Annotated in this window: 11 protein-coding genes; 4 read left to right on the top strand and 7 right to left on the bottom strand. The window is 64.0% G+C overall.

Going from position 1 to position 13,126, the window contains the following annotated elements:
* The first annotated feature begins 70 nt into the window (after nucleotides 1–70).
* On the top strand, nucleotides 71–703 hold the full coding sequence (locus JQ591_RS00280; RefSeq protein WP_211394044.1) for a DUF2147 domain-containing protein: 633 nt from the start codon (nucleotides 71–73) through the stop codon (nucleotides 701–703).
* On the opposite strand, the gene JQ591_RS00275 is transcribed toward JQ591_RS00280, so the two are convergent.
* Nucleotides 671–3,259, bottom strand: a complete 2,589-nt coding sequence (locus JQ591_RS00275) for an MMPL family transporter (RefSeq protein ID WP_211394043.1) — start codon at nucleotides 3,257–3,259, stop codon at nucleotides 671–673. The two genes, JQ591_RS00280 and JQ591_RS00275, sit on opposite strands and share 33 nt — an antisense overlap.
* Before the next feature lie 461 nt (nucleotides 3,260–3,720).
* On the opposite strand from JQ591_RS00275, the gene ispH reads away from it, so the two are divergent.
* Nucleotides 3,721–4,647: a 4-hydroxy-3-methylbut-2-enyl diphosphate reductase gene (ispH, locus tag JQ591_RS00270; RefSeq protein ID WP_027516858.1), complete on the top strand. Its 927-nt coding sequence runs from the start codon at nucleotides 3,721–3,723 to the stop codon at nucleotides 4,645–4,647.
* A gap of 35 nt (nucleotides 4,648–4,682) precedes the next feature.
* On the top strand, nucleotides 4,683–5,843 hold the full coding sequence (gene hpnH / locus JQ591_RS00265) for an adenosyl-hopene transferase HpnH (protein ID WP_211394042.1): 1,161 nt from the start codon (nucleotides 4,683–4,685) through the stop codon (nucleotides 5,841–5,843).
* Between the two features lie 108 nt (nucleotides 5,844–5,951).
* Here hpnH and JQ591_RS00260 read toward each other — a convergent pair whose 3' ends face one another.
* The 6 genes from JQ591_RS00260 to JQ591_RS00235 form a co-directional block, all read right to left on the bottom strand.
* The gene (locus JQ591_RS00260) at nucleotides 5,952–6,701 is read right to left on the bottom strand and encodes a phosphorylase (protein ID WP_211394041.1); all 750 of its coding nucleotides are present in this window, start codon (nucleotides 6,699–6,701) and stop codon (nucleotides 5,952–5,954) included.
* Entirely contained in the window at nucleotides 6,698–8,665 is a 1,968-nt protein-coding gene (gene shc, locus JQ591_RS00255) for a squalene--hopene cyclase (RefSeq protein ID WP_211394040.1), read from the bottom strand. Before shc ends, JQ591_RS00260 begins: the two co-directional genes overlap by 4 nt.
* A gap of 73 nt (nucleotides 8,666–8,738) precedes the next feature.
* The gene (hpnE, locus tag JQ591_RS00250; protein ID WP_211394039.1) at nucleotides 8,739–9,995 is read right to left on the bottom strand and encodes a hydroxysqualene dehydroxylase HpnE; all 1,257 of its coding nucleotides are present in this window, start codon (nucleotides 9,993–9,995) and stop codon (nucleotides 8,739–8,741) included.
* Nucleotides 9,995–10,834, bottom strand: a complete 840-nt coding sequence (gene hpnD, locus JQ591_RS00245) for a presqualene diphosphate synthase HpnD (RefSeq protein WP_211394038.1) — start codon at nucleotides 10,832–10,834, stop codon at nucleotides 9,995–9,997. Before hpnD ends, hpnE begins: the two co-directional genes overlap by 1 nt.
* Complete coding sequence (gene hpnC, locus JQ591_RS00240; RefSeq protein ID WP_211394037.1) at nucleotides 10,824–11,708, bottom strand: squalene synthase HpnC; 885 nt, start codon at nucleotides 11,706–11,708, stop codon at nucleotides 10,824–10,826. The genes hpnD and hpnC overlap by 11 nt, the downstream gene beginning before the upstream one ends.
* A 193-nt stretch (nucleotides 11,709–11,901) precedes the next feature.
* Nucleotides 11,902–12,135: a hypothetical protein gene (locus tag JQ591_RS00235; RefSeq protein ID WP_007593627.1), complete on the bottom strand. Its 234-nt coding sequence runs from the start codon at nucleotides 12,133–12,135 to the stop codon at nucleotides 11,902–11,904.
* A gap of 460 nt (nucleotides 12,136–12,595) precedes the next feature.
* On the opposite strand from JQ591_RS00235, the gene JQ591_RS00230 reads away from it, so the two are divergent.
* Nucleotides 12,596–13,093, top strand: a complete 498-nt coding sequence (locus JQ591_RS00230) for a hypothetical protein (RefSeq protein ID WP_211394036.1) — start codon at nucleotides 12,596–12,598, stop codon at nucleotides 13,091–13,093.
* Nucleotides 13,094–13,126: the final 33 nt, after the last annotated feature.

Below are 13,126 nucleotides of genomic sequence, written 5' to 3'. Positions count from 1 at the left end.
CCTTTTGCCCTTTTTCGGACCATCTTCGCAAGCAGAGCTTTAGACCATGTTGCACTGCCAAGGAACTATCATGCGTTTAGCCCTTTACACCGGACTAATACTGGCTGGCGGTTACACCTGCCTGACCCCGGCGCTCGCCGCCGATCCGACCGGCGACTGGCGGGTTGCCGACGGCGTCGCCAACATTCGTGTCGCCCAATGCAATGGCAGCATGTGGGGCGCGGTTTCCTGGGAAAAACAGCCCGGCGGCCGCGACGAGAACAATCCGGACGCGTCGAAAAAGACCCGGCCCACGCTGGGCATGGCGACCCTGATCGACATGAAGAAAAAGCCCGGCGCCGATCAATGGGAAGGTCAGGTCTACAACGCCAAGGACGGCCAGCTCTACAGCGCGACCATCACGCCGGTTGGCACCGACCAGCTCGAGATCAAGGGCTGCGTGATGGGCTTCCTGTGCGGTGGCGAGACCTGGACCCGGGTCAGCCCCCCGATTCCCTTGAGCCCCGCCAACGCCATGGCCAAGGGCGCGCCGAAGTCCACCGGCGCGGCGCCGAAAGCCCCGGGAACGACGGGCGCTACAGCGGCGCAGCCTGCGCCCGCAGCCCCGAAGGCCGCCGGCACTGCCAAACCCGGTCAGAAGGGCGCCGCCGACCAGGTCGGCGACATCTGCCTACTCCCTGAGATTGCGGGGTTTGCCCATTAGGGCCGGCTGAAACAGCAGCACGGCGGCGAGCGTCGTCACCAGCGACAGCGCGAGCAGCTTGCCCATGCTGGACGTGCCGGGATGGCTCGACAGCCACAGGCTGCCGAACGCGGTCGCCGTTGTCAGCGCGCTGAAGAAGATCGCACGCGTCAGGCTGGTCTGGAGCAGGTTTGTCCTGCCCGAGCGCCAGGCCACGACATAGTAGATCTTGAAGGCCACGCCGACGCCGAGCAGCAGCGGGAACGCGACGATATTGGCGAAGTTGAGCGGCAAGCCGATCAGCACGCAGATCTCGAGCGTCACCGCGCCGGCCACCAGCAGCGGCACCAGCGTCATCAGCACGTCGACGAACCGGCGCAGCGTGATCCACAGCAACAGGCCGATCACCAGCAGCGCGTAAATGCCGGCATGGATAAACGCCTTCACCACGGTGTCGCCGGATTTCAGGATCGAGACCGGACCGCCGATTGCGGTCGGCTCGGCAACGAGCACCGCCGCCGCAAATTTGCGCAGCGTGTCGTTGTCGTTGGGATCGCCCTTCGGCAGCGCTTCGACGCGGATGATGCCGTCCTTGCTCTTCCAGGCGCTGACGAGATCTGCCGGCAATGACTTCAGCGTGACCGGCTCGGCCCGCATCGCGTTCCGGAGCTGGTCGAACACGATCTTCATCGGCGCGACGAACACGTCCTGCGCCTTGTTCCGCGTGCCTTCGTCACCATTGGCGAGCTTTTCCAGCGCGTCCGCGAGCCGACGCGAGGCGACCGCACCCGGGCCCTTCGCATCGCCTGCGGTCCGGCGCAGATTGTCGACCGAGGATTTCAGCGCGTCGACGTTTTCCTTGTCCGACGGCGCGGCGTCGATCTGGTCGGGATTGAGCGCGGGGTTCAGCACCTTGGCGCCCTGCGCGAGCAGCTTCAGCTTCGGCGGCTGGTCTTCAGGAACGAAGCTGTTGAGCGACATCACGCGCAACACCTCCGGCACCTTCTCCAGCTTCGCCTCCACCTGCCTTGCCTGCTCTTCCGACGTGGTCATCACGTTGATGGCATTGGCGCCGGTGTTCGGATCCTTGCGCAGATCGAGGAAGGTCGCGATCGATTCGGCCTTCGGGTTGCGCAGGTTCATCGGGTTGAAGTCGAACTTCATGAAGTAGAGCAGCGGCAGGCCAGCGACCGCCAGAAACATCGTACCACCGACGACCAGCACACGGTGCTTCTCCAGGAAGTGATCGAGCGGCGCCAGGAAGGCGTAGCCGACCGGCTCTTTCTCGCCGGGCGGGTTCAACAGCTTCAGCATCGCCGGCAGCACGGTGATGCTGGTGAGGAACGCGACCAGCATGCCGACGCCGGCGATCTGGCCGAGTTCGGCGATACCCTTGTAGTCGGTGGGGATGAAGCAGAGGAAGCCGGCCGCGGTCGCCATTGCCGCCAGCGACAACGGAATTGCCGAGCGCTTGGCAGCCAGGATCAGCGCCCCCGAGAGATCGTTGTGCTTGTAGCGCTCGGAGCGATAGCGGACGCTGTACTGAATGCCGAAATCGACGCCGAGGCCGACGAACAGCACGGCGAACGCGATCGACAGCAAATTGAGCGAGCCCACCATCATCAGACCGGCGGCGGTGGTCAGCGCAAGACCCACGAAGAGATTGACGAACACCGCGAAGATGATCTTCGCCGAATGCAGCGCCAGCCACAGGATGAGCAGCACGACGAGGACCGTGCCGACGCCGTTGACGACGGCGCCTTCCTGGACGGTTGCATATTCCTCATTGGCGATCGGGACCGGACCGGTCAGCCGCACGCGCGCCTGATATTTGGTCGAAAAATCCAGATCGACTGCGGCCTTGCGGATCGCGTCGGTGGCGCCCTTGCCGGGCTCCAGCGCGTTGTAGTCGAGGACTGGCTTGAACTCGATGAAGGCGCGCTTGTCCGAATCCGTCAGCGGCTCGTCACTGACGAGCTCGCGCCAGGAGAAGGTCGCGTTGCCCTTGTTGAGCACGGTCTCAACCGTCTTTGCGATCTGGTTGAAGGGCCGCTCGGTGCTGTCGAGCTTGACCTGGCCGCGCTTGACGCCGGCAAGTCCCGTTTCCAGCGCGCCGGTCAGGCCGCGGATCGAGGGATCGCCCGCCATGATCTCGATCAAGGGGGCCGCGGATTCGAACTGGCCGGTGACCTTGGCGACTTCCTCTGTCGGCAGGAACAACAGGCCATTCTTCTCGAAGAACTCGCCGGTGCCGAGCTGCTGCATCGACTGGAAGTCGGTCTTGTTGTCCTTCAGCTTGGCATAGAGCGCGTCCGACGCCGCGGTCGCCATCTCCGGCGTTTTGGCTTCGACGACCGCCGTAATCGTGGCATCGCGGTCGAAGGCGCGATCGAACTGCTGGTCGCGTTGGCGCCAGTCCAGATTTTGGGCAATCAGCGAATTGATGTCGGTGTTGATGGCAAAGTGCTGGGATGTGTAATAGCCCGCCCCCACCGCCAGCAGGAGCCCGAGAACGACGACGAGGGAGGCAAACCGGGTGCAGGCCCTGACGATGGCAACGACTACGCTTTGCAGCACTACTTTTCTTTCTGCGGTTAACAGCTTGCCGGAAACGCCCGCTGTTTAACGGAGTTCCCGACCGAAACCTATCGCTGTTTTAAGGGTTATCGCCGTCAGAACGCTCGAGGTAAACGGCGACAGACCGTGGCAAAATCATGCGGGGCGGTCGGTATAGCCGTGGAGTTGAGGCGGGAAAGTGACGAAGGGGCAAACACGAATGTCACCGCTTTGCTGACCATGCGAACGCTACTATAATACCGCAAAAGCGATCCGGCAGGGAACCAAAGTTCATTCCTTCTTTCCTTGCTGCCGATTTTTTGACACAAAGTGCTGCGCCTCCATGCACCGGAGCCCGACAGGGGTGGGCGGCTACCGCGTGGGCGAAACCGATGGTGCGGATATTGCAGCTCATTGGTTCGTATCGGGGTGTCCCCTGAGACTTGAGAGCGGATTGGTGCAACTTGCGTGATGGGCGTCCAATGGAAGTTTATCTGGCGCAACCGCGCGGCTTTTGCGCGGGAGTGGTGCGTGCGATCGAGATCGTGGAACGGGCGCTGGAAAAGTACGGCCCGCCCGTCTACGTGCGCCATGAGATCGTGCACAACAAGTACGTCGTCGAGAGCCTGAAAAACAAGGGCGCGATCTTCGTCGAGGAACTGTCAGAGGTGCCGCCAAAGGCCGTGACGGTCTTCAGCGCCCATGGCGTCGCCCGCAGCGTCGAGGAAGAAGCGGCCGCGCGCGACCTTCCGGTGCTCAATGCCACCTGCCCCCTGGTCACGAAAGTTCACAATCAGGGGAAGCGCTACATCGCCAGGGGCCGTACCCTGATCCTGATCGGTCATGCCGGCCACCCCGAGGTCGAGGGTACGATGGGCCAGGTTCCCGCCCCCGTATTGCTGGTCCAAAGCGTTGAAGAGGTTAAGGCCCTTGAGCTGCCGGCGGATACGCCAGTGGCCTATATCACCCAGACCACCCTGTCGGTGGACGACACCAAGGACATCATTTCGGCCCTACAGGCCCGCTTTACAGATATTCAAGGCCCGGATATCCGGGATATCTGCTATGCGACACAGAACCGCCAATCTGCGGTAAGGGACTTGAGCAAGCTGGTCGACGTGATCTTGGTGGTGGGCGCTGCCAATAGCTCGAACTCGAACCGGCTCCGCGAAATCGGCACTGAGGCCGGCGTCGCGAGTTATCTGATTGCCGACGGCAGCGCGCTCAATCCGGAGTGGTTGAAAGATGCCAGGATCGTCGGCGTCACGGCCGGCGCTTCGGCGCCCGAGGTACTCGTGGATGACGTGATCGAAGCGATGCGGCGGATCGGACCAGTAAAGGTCTCGGTGCTGCCGGGCCGCGAGGAAAACATCGAATTCCGGCTTCCGGCCCAACTGGCTGCGAGCTGACCCACCCGAATTTCAAGCCCAGAAAGAAACTTGTAATGGCTATCCCCTTCTTCAAGGAAATGCGTATCGGCGGTTATTTGCTCAAGCAGAAACTGCTTGGCCGCAAGCGCTATCCGCTCGTACTGATGCTGGAGCCGCTGTTTCGCTGCAACCTCGCCTGCGTCGGCTGCGGCAAGATCGACTATCCGGACGCGATCCTCAACCGCCGCATGACCGCACAGGAGTGCTGGGACGCAGCCGACGAGTGCGGCGCGCCGATGGTCGCCATTCCCGGCGGCGAGCCGCTGATCCACAAGGAGATCGGCGAGATCGTGCGCGGCCTCGTCGCGCGCAAGAAGTTCGTCTCGCTCTGCACCAACGCGCTGTTGCTCGAGAAGAAGCTCGATCTGTTCGAGCCTTCTCCCTATCTGTTCTTCTCCGTGCATCTCGACGGCCTGAAGGAGCACCACGACAAGGCCGTGTCGCAGAAGGGCGTGTTCGACCGCGCCATCTCCGCAATCAAGGCGGCCAAGGCCCGCGGCTTCACCGTCAACGTCAACGCCACCATCTTCGACGGCCATCCGGCCGAGGAGATCGCCAAGTTCCTCGACCTCACCGTCGAGCTCGGTGTCGGCGTCTCGATGTCGCCGGGCTATGCCTATGAGCGCGCGCCCGACCAGGAGCACTTCCTCAACCGCACCAAGACCAAGAAGCTGTTCCGCGACGTCTTTGCGATGGGCAAGGGCAAGAAGTGGAATTTCATGCATTCCGGCCTGTTCCTCGACTTCCTCGCCGGCAACCAGGAATACGAGTGCACGCCCTGGGGCATGCCCGCGCGCAACATCTTCGGCTGGCAGAAGCCCTGCTACCTGCTCGGCGAAGGCTACGCCAAGACCTTCAAGGAGCTGATGGACACCACCGACTGGGAAACCTACGGCACCGGCAAATACGAGAAGTGCGCCGACTGTATGGCCCATTGCGGCTACGAGCCGACGGCGGCGACCGCAGCCATCAACCACCCGCTGAAGGCGATGTGGGTGTCGCTGCGCGGCATCAGGACCACGGGTCCGATGGCGCCCGAGATCGACATGACCAAGCAGCGTCCGGCGCAGTACATCTTCTCGGCGGAAGTGCAGAAGCGCCTGTCGGAGATCCGCAAGGACGAGGCCGCCGCCGCGCAGGAGAAGGCTGCACGGAAGGCTTCGACCGCCGCGTAAGCACGCGTGTCGTAAGCAGCGCGTGTCGGCGTCGTAGCCCGATCAAAACAAAAGGCCCGATCGCCAATGGCGACCGGGCCTTTCCTTTTTATGGATCGAAGAAACCGCTCAGGCCGCCTCGGAGACCAGCGCCTCGCTCTCCACGAGTTCGGTGCCGATCAGGAAGTCGCGGCAGCCGCGCAAGGAGCGCAGCGCGCGGTTGAAGTCGAGGCCGGTCGAGACCAGTCCATGCAGCGCGGTCGGATTGCGCGCGATGCCGCGCAGCACGGCCAGCACGTCGATCTGGCCGTTCGGCTTGATGGCGGCGCGGGCGAGCGCCGGCAGCGCGCGATGGGCGGGATCGCTGATGACGCGAACCGCGGCGAACGGCAAGCCGGCTTCGGCGGCGTAGGCCGCCGCGATGTGGCTTTCCATGTCCACGGCCGCAGCTCCAGTCTCCGAATGCAGCGCCGCCTTGCAGGAGCGCCCGGTGACCACCTCCTCGGCACCAGCGAGGCTGCCGCGCACCACGCGGCGGCGCCCCGACGTCAGGCGGTCGATGAGGTCGTCGCCGAGCGAGAGGCCAGCGGCCCAGCGGGTATCGCCGGCGAGCACCTCGGTCGCCAGCACGACGTCGCCGGAACGCAGCGTCGGGTCGAGCCCGCCGGCCACGCCAAAGGAGATGACACCGCGAATCGTCTCGGGATCCAGCACCGTCAGCAGCGCCCGCAACTGGGTCGGGCTGCTCGACGAACAGATGACCGCCATTCCGGGCCCGGCCGCGATGCGGGCCTCCTGAACCAGTCCAGTCACGATCAATATCGGCCGCGGATCAACGGTTTGACCCGCGGTAAGATAGTCCCCCATCCCCAAAGTCACATTCCGACCCCTACCACCCTGCTGTTGGTATTCCGCAAGTTCCGATACCGCGCCAACGCCCACAGCGGGAAGAACTTCGGGTAACCATGATATCGAAGGTAGAATACACGAGGAAAGCCTGTGGCGGTGTACCGCTGCTCGTCCCACAGTCCTTTTTCGTTCTGTGTTGCAATCAGGTACTCCACCCCTCGGGCGACGGCCGGGTGATCAACCTCGCCAGCAGCCATCAGGGCAAGCAAGGCCCATGCCGTTTGCGAGGCGGTCGAGGGGGCGGCCTCCCAGCCCCGGTAGTCCAGCCGGTAGCTGACGGCGTCCTCACCCCAGCCACCGTCCTGGTTCTGGATCGAGGCCAGCCAGTCGGCCGCCTTGCGCATCATCGGGTCGTCGTGGCGGACGCCAGCCATGTTGAGGGCGCACAGCACCGACCAGGTTCCATAGATGAAGTTCATGCCCCAGCGGCCGTACCAGGACCCTTCAGGGTGCTGGGTCTTCCGGAGGTAGGCGATCCCGTCCGCGACGTGCTTGCTGGTCTTCTCGGTCTCGCCGAGCTGGGCCAGCATCGAGATACAGCGTGCGGTAACGTCCTCGGTCGGCGGATCGAGCAGCGCGCCATGGTCGGAGAACGGGATGTTGTTCAGATAATATTCGAGATTGTTGACGTCGAAGGCAGCCCAGCCGCCGTCGTCGCTCTGCATGCCCTCGATCCACTCCCGGGCACGGTCGATCGCGGCGTCATAACCGGTCGCACCGTGCTCCCGGCGCATGCGGTCCATCGACATCACGACCACCGCGGTGTCGTCGAGATCGGGATAATGGGCATTGTTGTACTGGAAGGCCCAGCCGCCCGGGCGCACGTCGGGCCGCTTCACCGCCCAGTCGCCCTTTACCTCGAGCTCCTGCTTCGGGATCAGCCAGTCGAGGCCCTGCTTGGCGGCAGGCACCGCCTTGTCACCGCCGGCTTCCAGCAGCGCATGCGCGGTCAGCGTCGTGTCCCACACCGGCGAGACGCAGGGCTGGCAATAAGCCTCGTCGTCGTTGATCACGAGCAGCTTGTCGATGCCCCGGCGCGTGATCGCACGCGGCGGGAAGTTCTCGTCCTTGCCGAGCGCGTCGTACATCATGACGATGTTGGCCATCGGCGGATAGATCGCGCCCATGCCGTCCTCGCCATTGAGCCGCTCCTCGGTGAAGGCGAGCGCCGCGTCGATGGCACGCTTGCGCAGGCTCTTGGGAAACATCGGCTCGACCACGCGCAGGATGCGGTCGAGCGCGCGGAACAGCACGAACCAGGCCATGCTCTGGTGCGGCGCCTTGGCGGTCATGCCGATCGAGCGCGGATCCTGCAGGAACAGCTCGTCGATGCCGACGCCCTTGGGATTCTTCGCCCGTGGCTTCAGCGCGGCGATGACCATCAGCGGCACCATGGTGGTGCGCGCCCAGTAGGAGATCTTGTTGATGTGGAACGGCGACCAGAACGGCAGCAGCACGATCTCGATCGGCAGCACCGGTACCGCGCGCCAGGTCACGACGCCAAACATCGCAAGCATGAAGCGCGTAAAGACGTTGCTGTGAATGGCGCCGCCGCGGGAATGGATCGCCTCGCGCGCGCGCACCATATGCGGGCTGTCTGCGGAATCGCCGATCATCTTCAGCGCGAAGTACGCCTTCACGCTGGCACTCATGTCGAATTCGCCGTCATGCACCAGCGGCCAGCCGCCATGAGCACCCTGAACGCGGCGAAGATAATTGGCGATCTTGGCTTCGAGCACGGCATCGACCGGCTCGGCGAGATAATGGCGCAGCAGGACGTATTCGGCCGGAATCGTGCAATCGGCCTCGAGCTCGAACACCCAATGGCCGTCGGATTGCTGGAAGCCGAGGACGCCTTCGGTGGCCGACGCAATGCTCGATTCCAAGTTCCTCAATTCTTGGGCTTCGCGGCTGGTCGCGTTCACGGAATCCATCTCGCTCGATTGCTCCGATAGTCGATTGAATTGGCCGAAATTGATCGGGACAAATGCCCGTCAGGGCCGCCTGTCAGTATCCCTTGGCGGCCAGAACCAGATCGGCGGCGCGATCACCGGATCGGACCGATCCCTCGATGGTTGCAGGCAATCCCGTAGCAGTCCAATCGCCTGCGAGAAACAGGTTTTTCAGCGCAGTGACCGGCCCTGGACGCAGAGCATTCTGCGCCGGCGTCGCCGCAAATGTGGCACGGCGCTCGCGCACGATCTGCCAAGGGGGCAGCTCGCCGGAAACGCCGCCCGCCTTGCAGACGTCGTTCCAGATCGCCTGCGCGAGTTCCTCGCGCGGCATGTCGACCAGACGGTCGCCGTTGCTGATGGTGACGGAAAGCCGGTTCGGGAACGCAAACAGCCATTCCACGACGCCGCCGATCACGCCGAGGATCGGAGCCGATCCCGCTGGCGGCTCAACGCGGAAATGCGCATTGACGATGGCGCGGAATTCGGTCGGCGTCTTCAGGCCCGGCAGCAGGTTGGAGGCAGCGCGCGGCGGCACCGCCATCACGACGACGTCGCCCTCGCCGATCCGGATCACATCCTCGCCGCCGAAATTCAGCGCGCCGACCTTGCCGTCATTGGTCGCAAACGAGCGCAGCTCATGGCCGAGCTGAACAGTGTGCCCGCGCTCCTGCAGGAACGTTACGGCAGGCTCGATCAGCACCGCGCTGAGCCCGTCGCGCGCGATCAGGGGACGGCAGGCCTGCCCGCCGGCGAGCAGCGTCTCGCGCACGATCGCGCCGGCAAGCCCCGCCGAGCCTTCGGGAGGATCGACGTTGAGCGCCGCGAGCAACAGCGGCTGCACCAGGCGCTGATAGAGGACGCCCTCGCAGGGAATGGACTTGCCAACCAGCGTCTCTTCCGACGCCCAGATCAGCGGCGCCAGCTTCAGATAATCGGTAAGCCCGGTGTCGGGGACGCGGCGGCTCTCGTCGAGCACCCAGGTCGGCCACCGGCCGTCGCCGAGATCGATCTGCCAGCGCTGCCCGGTCGTGATATCGACGAAGGGAAACTGCGCGCGCTCCGGGCCGACGAGGCCCGCCTCGGTGCCGATCGAGCGCGCATAGGCGCGCGCATGGCTGTTGCCGGACAGCAGCAAATGGTTGCCGTTGTCGATGGTGAGATTGGTGGCGCCGTCGAAATAGGAACGGCAGCGGCCGCCGGCCTGCTGCGTCGCCTCGTGCACGGCGATCTTGAAGCCGGCATTGGCAAGCCGCACGGCGGCGGAGAGGCCGGAAATTCCAGCGCCAATGATGTGAGCTGTTTTTTGCATCAGATGAGAGCGTAACGGAGAAGGATGGCGATGCGTGTGACCTTCGACACACGCACCGGCTCACGCGGCGCGTTGAACCCGCGCGCGATCAGGAGATCCAGAATGGCATGATAGTATTTCGACATCATCCGCGGCGCGCGCACCGAGCGGCGCCGGTTGCGGTTCATGATCTCGTCCGACTTCTCGAAATACACCTTTGCGCGCTGCGCCAGCGGCAGGCAGACCTTCGGCAGCGCGCGCTCGACGATCACGCGGTTCGGATCGTTGGAGGTAATGCCGGCATGCAGCAGCGCTTCGCGCGGCAGATAGAGCCGGCCGAGGCCCGCGTCCTCGTCGATGTCGCGCAGGATGTTGGTGAGCTGGAGCGCGCGGCCGAGATGATGGGCGAGCTCAATGCCGTCTTCTTCCGGCAGGCCAAACACCCGGACTGACAGCCGCCCCACGGCGCTCGCGACGCGATCGCAATAGAGATCCAGCGTCGCCATGTCGGGCGCGCGGATGTCCTGCGGCACGTCCATCTCCATGCCGTCGACGATGGCGAGGAAATCCTCGCGCTTGAGGCCGAAGGTTTTCACCGAGGCGACGTAGTCCTTCAGCCGCGGCGGCGGATTGCCCTGGTAGAGCGCATCGATGTCATTGCGCCACGCCTGAAGGGCGGCGAGCCGCTCGTCGCGCGGACCATCGGAATCGGCGATGTCGTCGACCTGACGGCAGAAGCTGTAGATCTGGAACATCGCTTCGCGCTGGTCGTGCGGCAGGATGCGCATCGCGGCGTAGAACGAACTGCCGGATGCGGTCGAGCCATAACTGGCGCCGGGCGAGGTCGCCTCAAGCGTCATGTGCAGTCCCCGGTCTGGAAATGGCCTTGCGCCCGATCGCGCGGCGGCCGACTTCGCCGATCATGCCGGCGAGGCTGAAGGTGAGGAGTTCGAGCTTGTTCAGGTGCACGCGCTCGCGCAGCGGATCGCGCACCTTCAACAGGCGCACGATGCGGTCGGCATAGGCCTGGATCACCGAGACGTCGACGCCGAGGCGGAAATCCCTGATCTCCGCGCTGAGCGACCTGCCCTCGTCGAGCAGCGCTTCGTTGCGCACGGCGAGAGCCTGAAGGCAGGCCAGCATCGCCGGCGGCGACTGCGCCAGTCCGAGCTGCTCGACCGAGGCGCCACTCGCGGCCAGCGCATCGCGCGGCAGATAGACGCGGTTGAGCTCGCGGAAATCCTTACCGCAGTCCTGAAGGTGGTTGTTGATCTGCAGCGCTGCGCAGAGCGCATCCGACGCGGCCCAGGTCGCGGTGCTCTCACCATGGACGTCGAGCATGAAGCGGCCGACCGGCATCGCCGAGTAGCGGCAATAGTGGATGACCTCGTCCCAATTCTCGTAGCGCAACTTGGTCACGTCCATCCGGAACGCGATGAGCACGTCGAGCGCGTGGCGCGGCGCCATGCCGCGTTCGGCCAGTGCGTGCCGCAAGCTGACGGCCTCGGCCTGGGTGTCGCCCGTGCCGAGCAATTCCGCCTCGAGCAGGTCGAGATAAGCGAGCTTCTCGTCCGGCGGCAGCGTGGCGTGGTCGGCGATGTCGTCGGCGGTGCGGACGAAATTGTAATACGCCAGGATCAGCGCGCGATGACGCGGATGAATGATCCAGGACGCGACGGGAAAATTCTCGTCGCGCTCACCCTTGCCGGATCGCAATTCGCTCGCAGAGGTCATCGAGGGCTGGTCTACAATCGTTTGGACAGGAAGGGCTTTTTGCTCGCGCGGGCCCGTGCCGGCGATGCCGCCGCGGCCCCCATATAGGGGAATACGGCCGCAAAACCAATCCTGTCTCTCGATGGCTGCCCTGTGCGGATCAGGTCCGAAAAGGCGGCCCCGGGGGCCGCCTTTTGTGGGCCAGTGGCCGAGCTTACTGGTTGTGGTTCTTCAGGACCTGGTCACAGGCCTGCGAAATCTTGGCCCGGTTCTCCTTGAGGCAGGCCAGGATGGTGAAATCGCCCTGGTCGATGACCGGACGGCAGAGCTTCTGCACATCGCGCGAGCAGGCCTTCTGCTCGGCGTCCGTGCCGCGCCCTTGCTGGGCGAACGCTGCGGTCGAGAGGGAAGCCGACAGCAAGGTGAGAGCGACGAGAAGCTTACGCATTGTATTCCTTCATTCTGACGGCAGAATCGCACCAATCCCGGACAGCACAGGGCGACGACCGGAATGGATTGTTCTGATGGCAAGTCGCCGCGGGAGTAGCGGCCTCGGAGAAGGCACAAGCACTGGCAAATGCGGCCAAATTGGCGCCACGTCCACCAAATCAGGTCTTCCCTACGCCTTCTCTGGCAAATGTAAGAGACTGATACTACGTCATAATTCAGGTGCGCCGCGTTTTGCTGCGCACCTGTTGCAGAGCTGCATCTCTCCATCCTGCCTTGGGCGCCAGAAACATACCGAAACGCAGAGAACCCGGAGGCGAACCATGGCAAGCGCGCTTCGCCATGCCAACATGTGGAGCGGCCAGACATTGAACCTGACACAGGCTCGGAACACTAAACCTTCGATGTGGCGAGACGTTCTTAGTGATAAGCGGACGTCGTTCCAAAACGGGATATTTGAGATGAAATTCTTTGGGCGATCTGAACTGGCAATCAAGGCGGCCGGCATCGGCGCTGTGCTGCTGTTCTCGGTTTCGGCAAGTCAGGCTCAGTCGTCCGGACCGTTTGCCGGTTTCGACGGCGCATGGACCGGCACCGGCACGGTGTCGCTGTCCGACGGCTCCACCGAACGCATCCGCTGCAAAGCGGACTACAAGGTCGCCGGCAGCGGCCTCAACCTCAAGCAGGCGCTGCACTGCGCGTCCGACAGCTACAAGTTCGACCTGACCAGCGACGTGACGAGCCAGGGCGAGCGCATCTCCGGCAACTGGAGCGAGGCCAGCCGCAACATCTTCGGCAATCTCCAGGGCACCGCCGGCGGCGGCCAGATCGACGTGTTCGTCGAGGCCAACGGCTTTGCCGCCAATTTGTCGCTGCGCACCAACGGCACCAAGCAGACGGTGCAGATCTCATCCAAGGGCGAGATCCGCGGCGTCAACATCACGATGACGAAGGGCTGATAGCTCTTACCGCTTCGAAAGCAGCAAGCCCCG

Source organism: Bradyrhizobium canariense, assembly GCF_018130465.1.
Taxonomy (GTDB): domain Bacteria; phylum Pseudomonadota; class Alphaproteobacteria; order Rhizobiales; family Xanthobacteraceae; genus Bradyrhizobium; species Bradyrhizobium canariense_C.
The sequence above is the reverse complement of the archived record's forward strand: the minus strand, read 5'-3'. Positions and strand labels throughout refer to the sequence as shown.

What these genes read in the sequence shown, in the direction of transcription:
- shc (WP_211394040.1), bottom strand. Translation starts at nt 8,665, where the DNA reads ATGGATTCCGTGAACGCGACCAGCCGCGAAGCCCAAGAATTGAGGAAC.
- JQ591_RS00280 (WP_211394044.1), top strand. Translation starts at nt 71, where the DNA reads ATGCGTTTAGCCCTTTACACCGGACTAATACTGGCTGGCGGTTACACC.
- JQ591_RS00230 (WP_211394036.1), top strand. Translation starts at nt 12,596, where the DNA reads ATGAAATTCTTTGGGCGATCTGAACTGGCAATCAAGGCGGCCGGCATC.
- hpnH (WP_211394042.1), top strand. Translation starts at nt 4,683, where the DNA reads ATGGCTATCCCCTTCTTCAAGGAAATGCGTATCGGCGGTTATTTGCTC.
- JQ591_RS00235 (WP_007593627.1), bottom strand. Translation starts at nt 12,135, where the DNA reads ATGCGTAAGCTTCTCGTCGCTCTCACCTTGCTGTCGGCTTCCCTCTCG.
- hpnE (WP_211394039.1), bottom strand. Translation starts at nt 9,995, where the DNA reads ATGCAAAAAACAGCTCACATCATTGGCGCTGGAATTTCCGGCCTCTCC.
- ispH (WP_027516858.1), top strand. Translation starts at nt 3,721, where the DNA reads ATGGAAGTTTATCTGGCGCAACCGCGCGGCTTTTGCGCGGGAGTGGTG.
- hpnC (WP_211394037.1), bottom strand. Translation starts at nt 11,708, where the DNA reads ATGACCTCTGCGAGCGAATTGCGATCCGGCAAGGGTGAGCGCGACGAG.
- hpnD (WP_211394038.1), bottom strand. Translation starts at nt 10,834, where the DNA reads ATGACGCTTGAGGCGACCTCGCCCGGCGCCAGTTATGGCTCGACCGCA.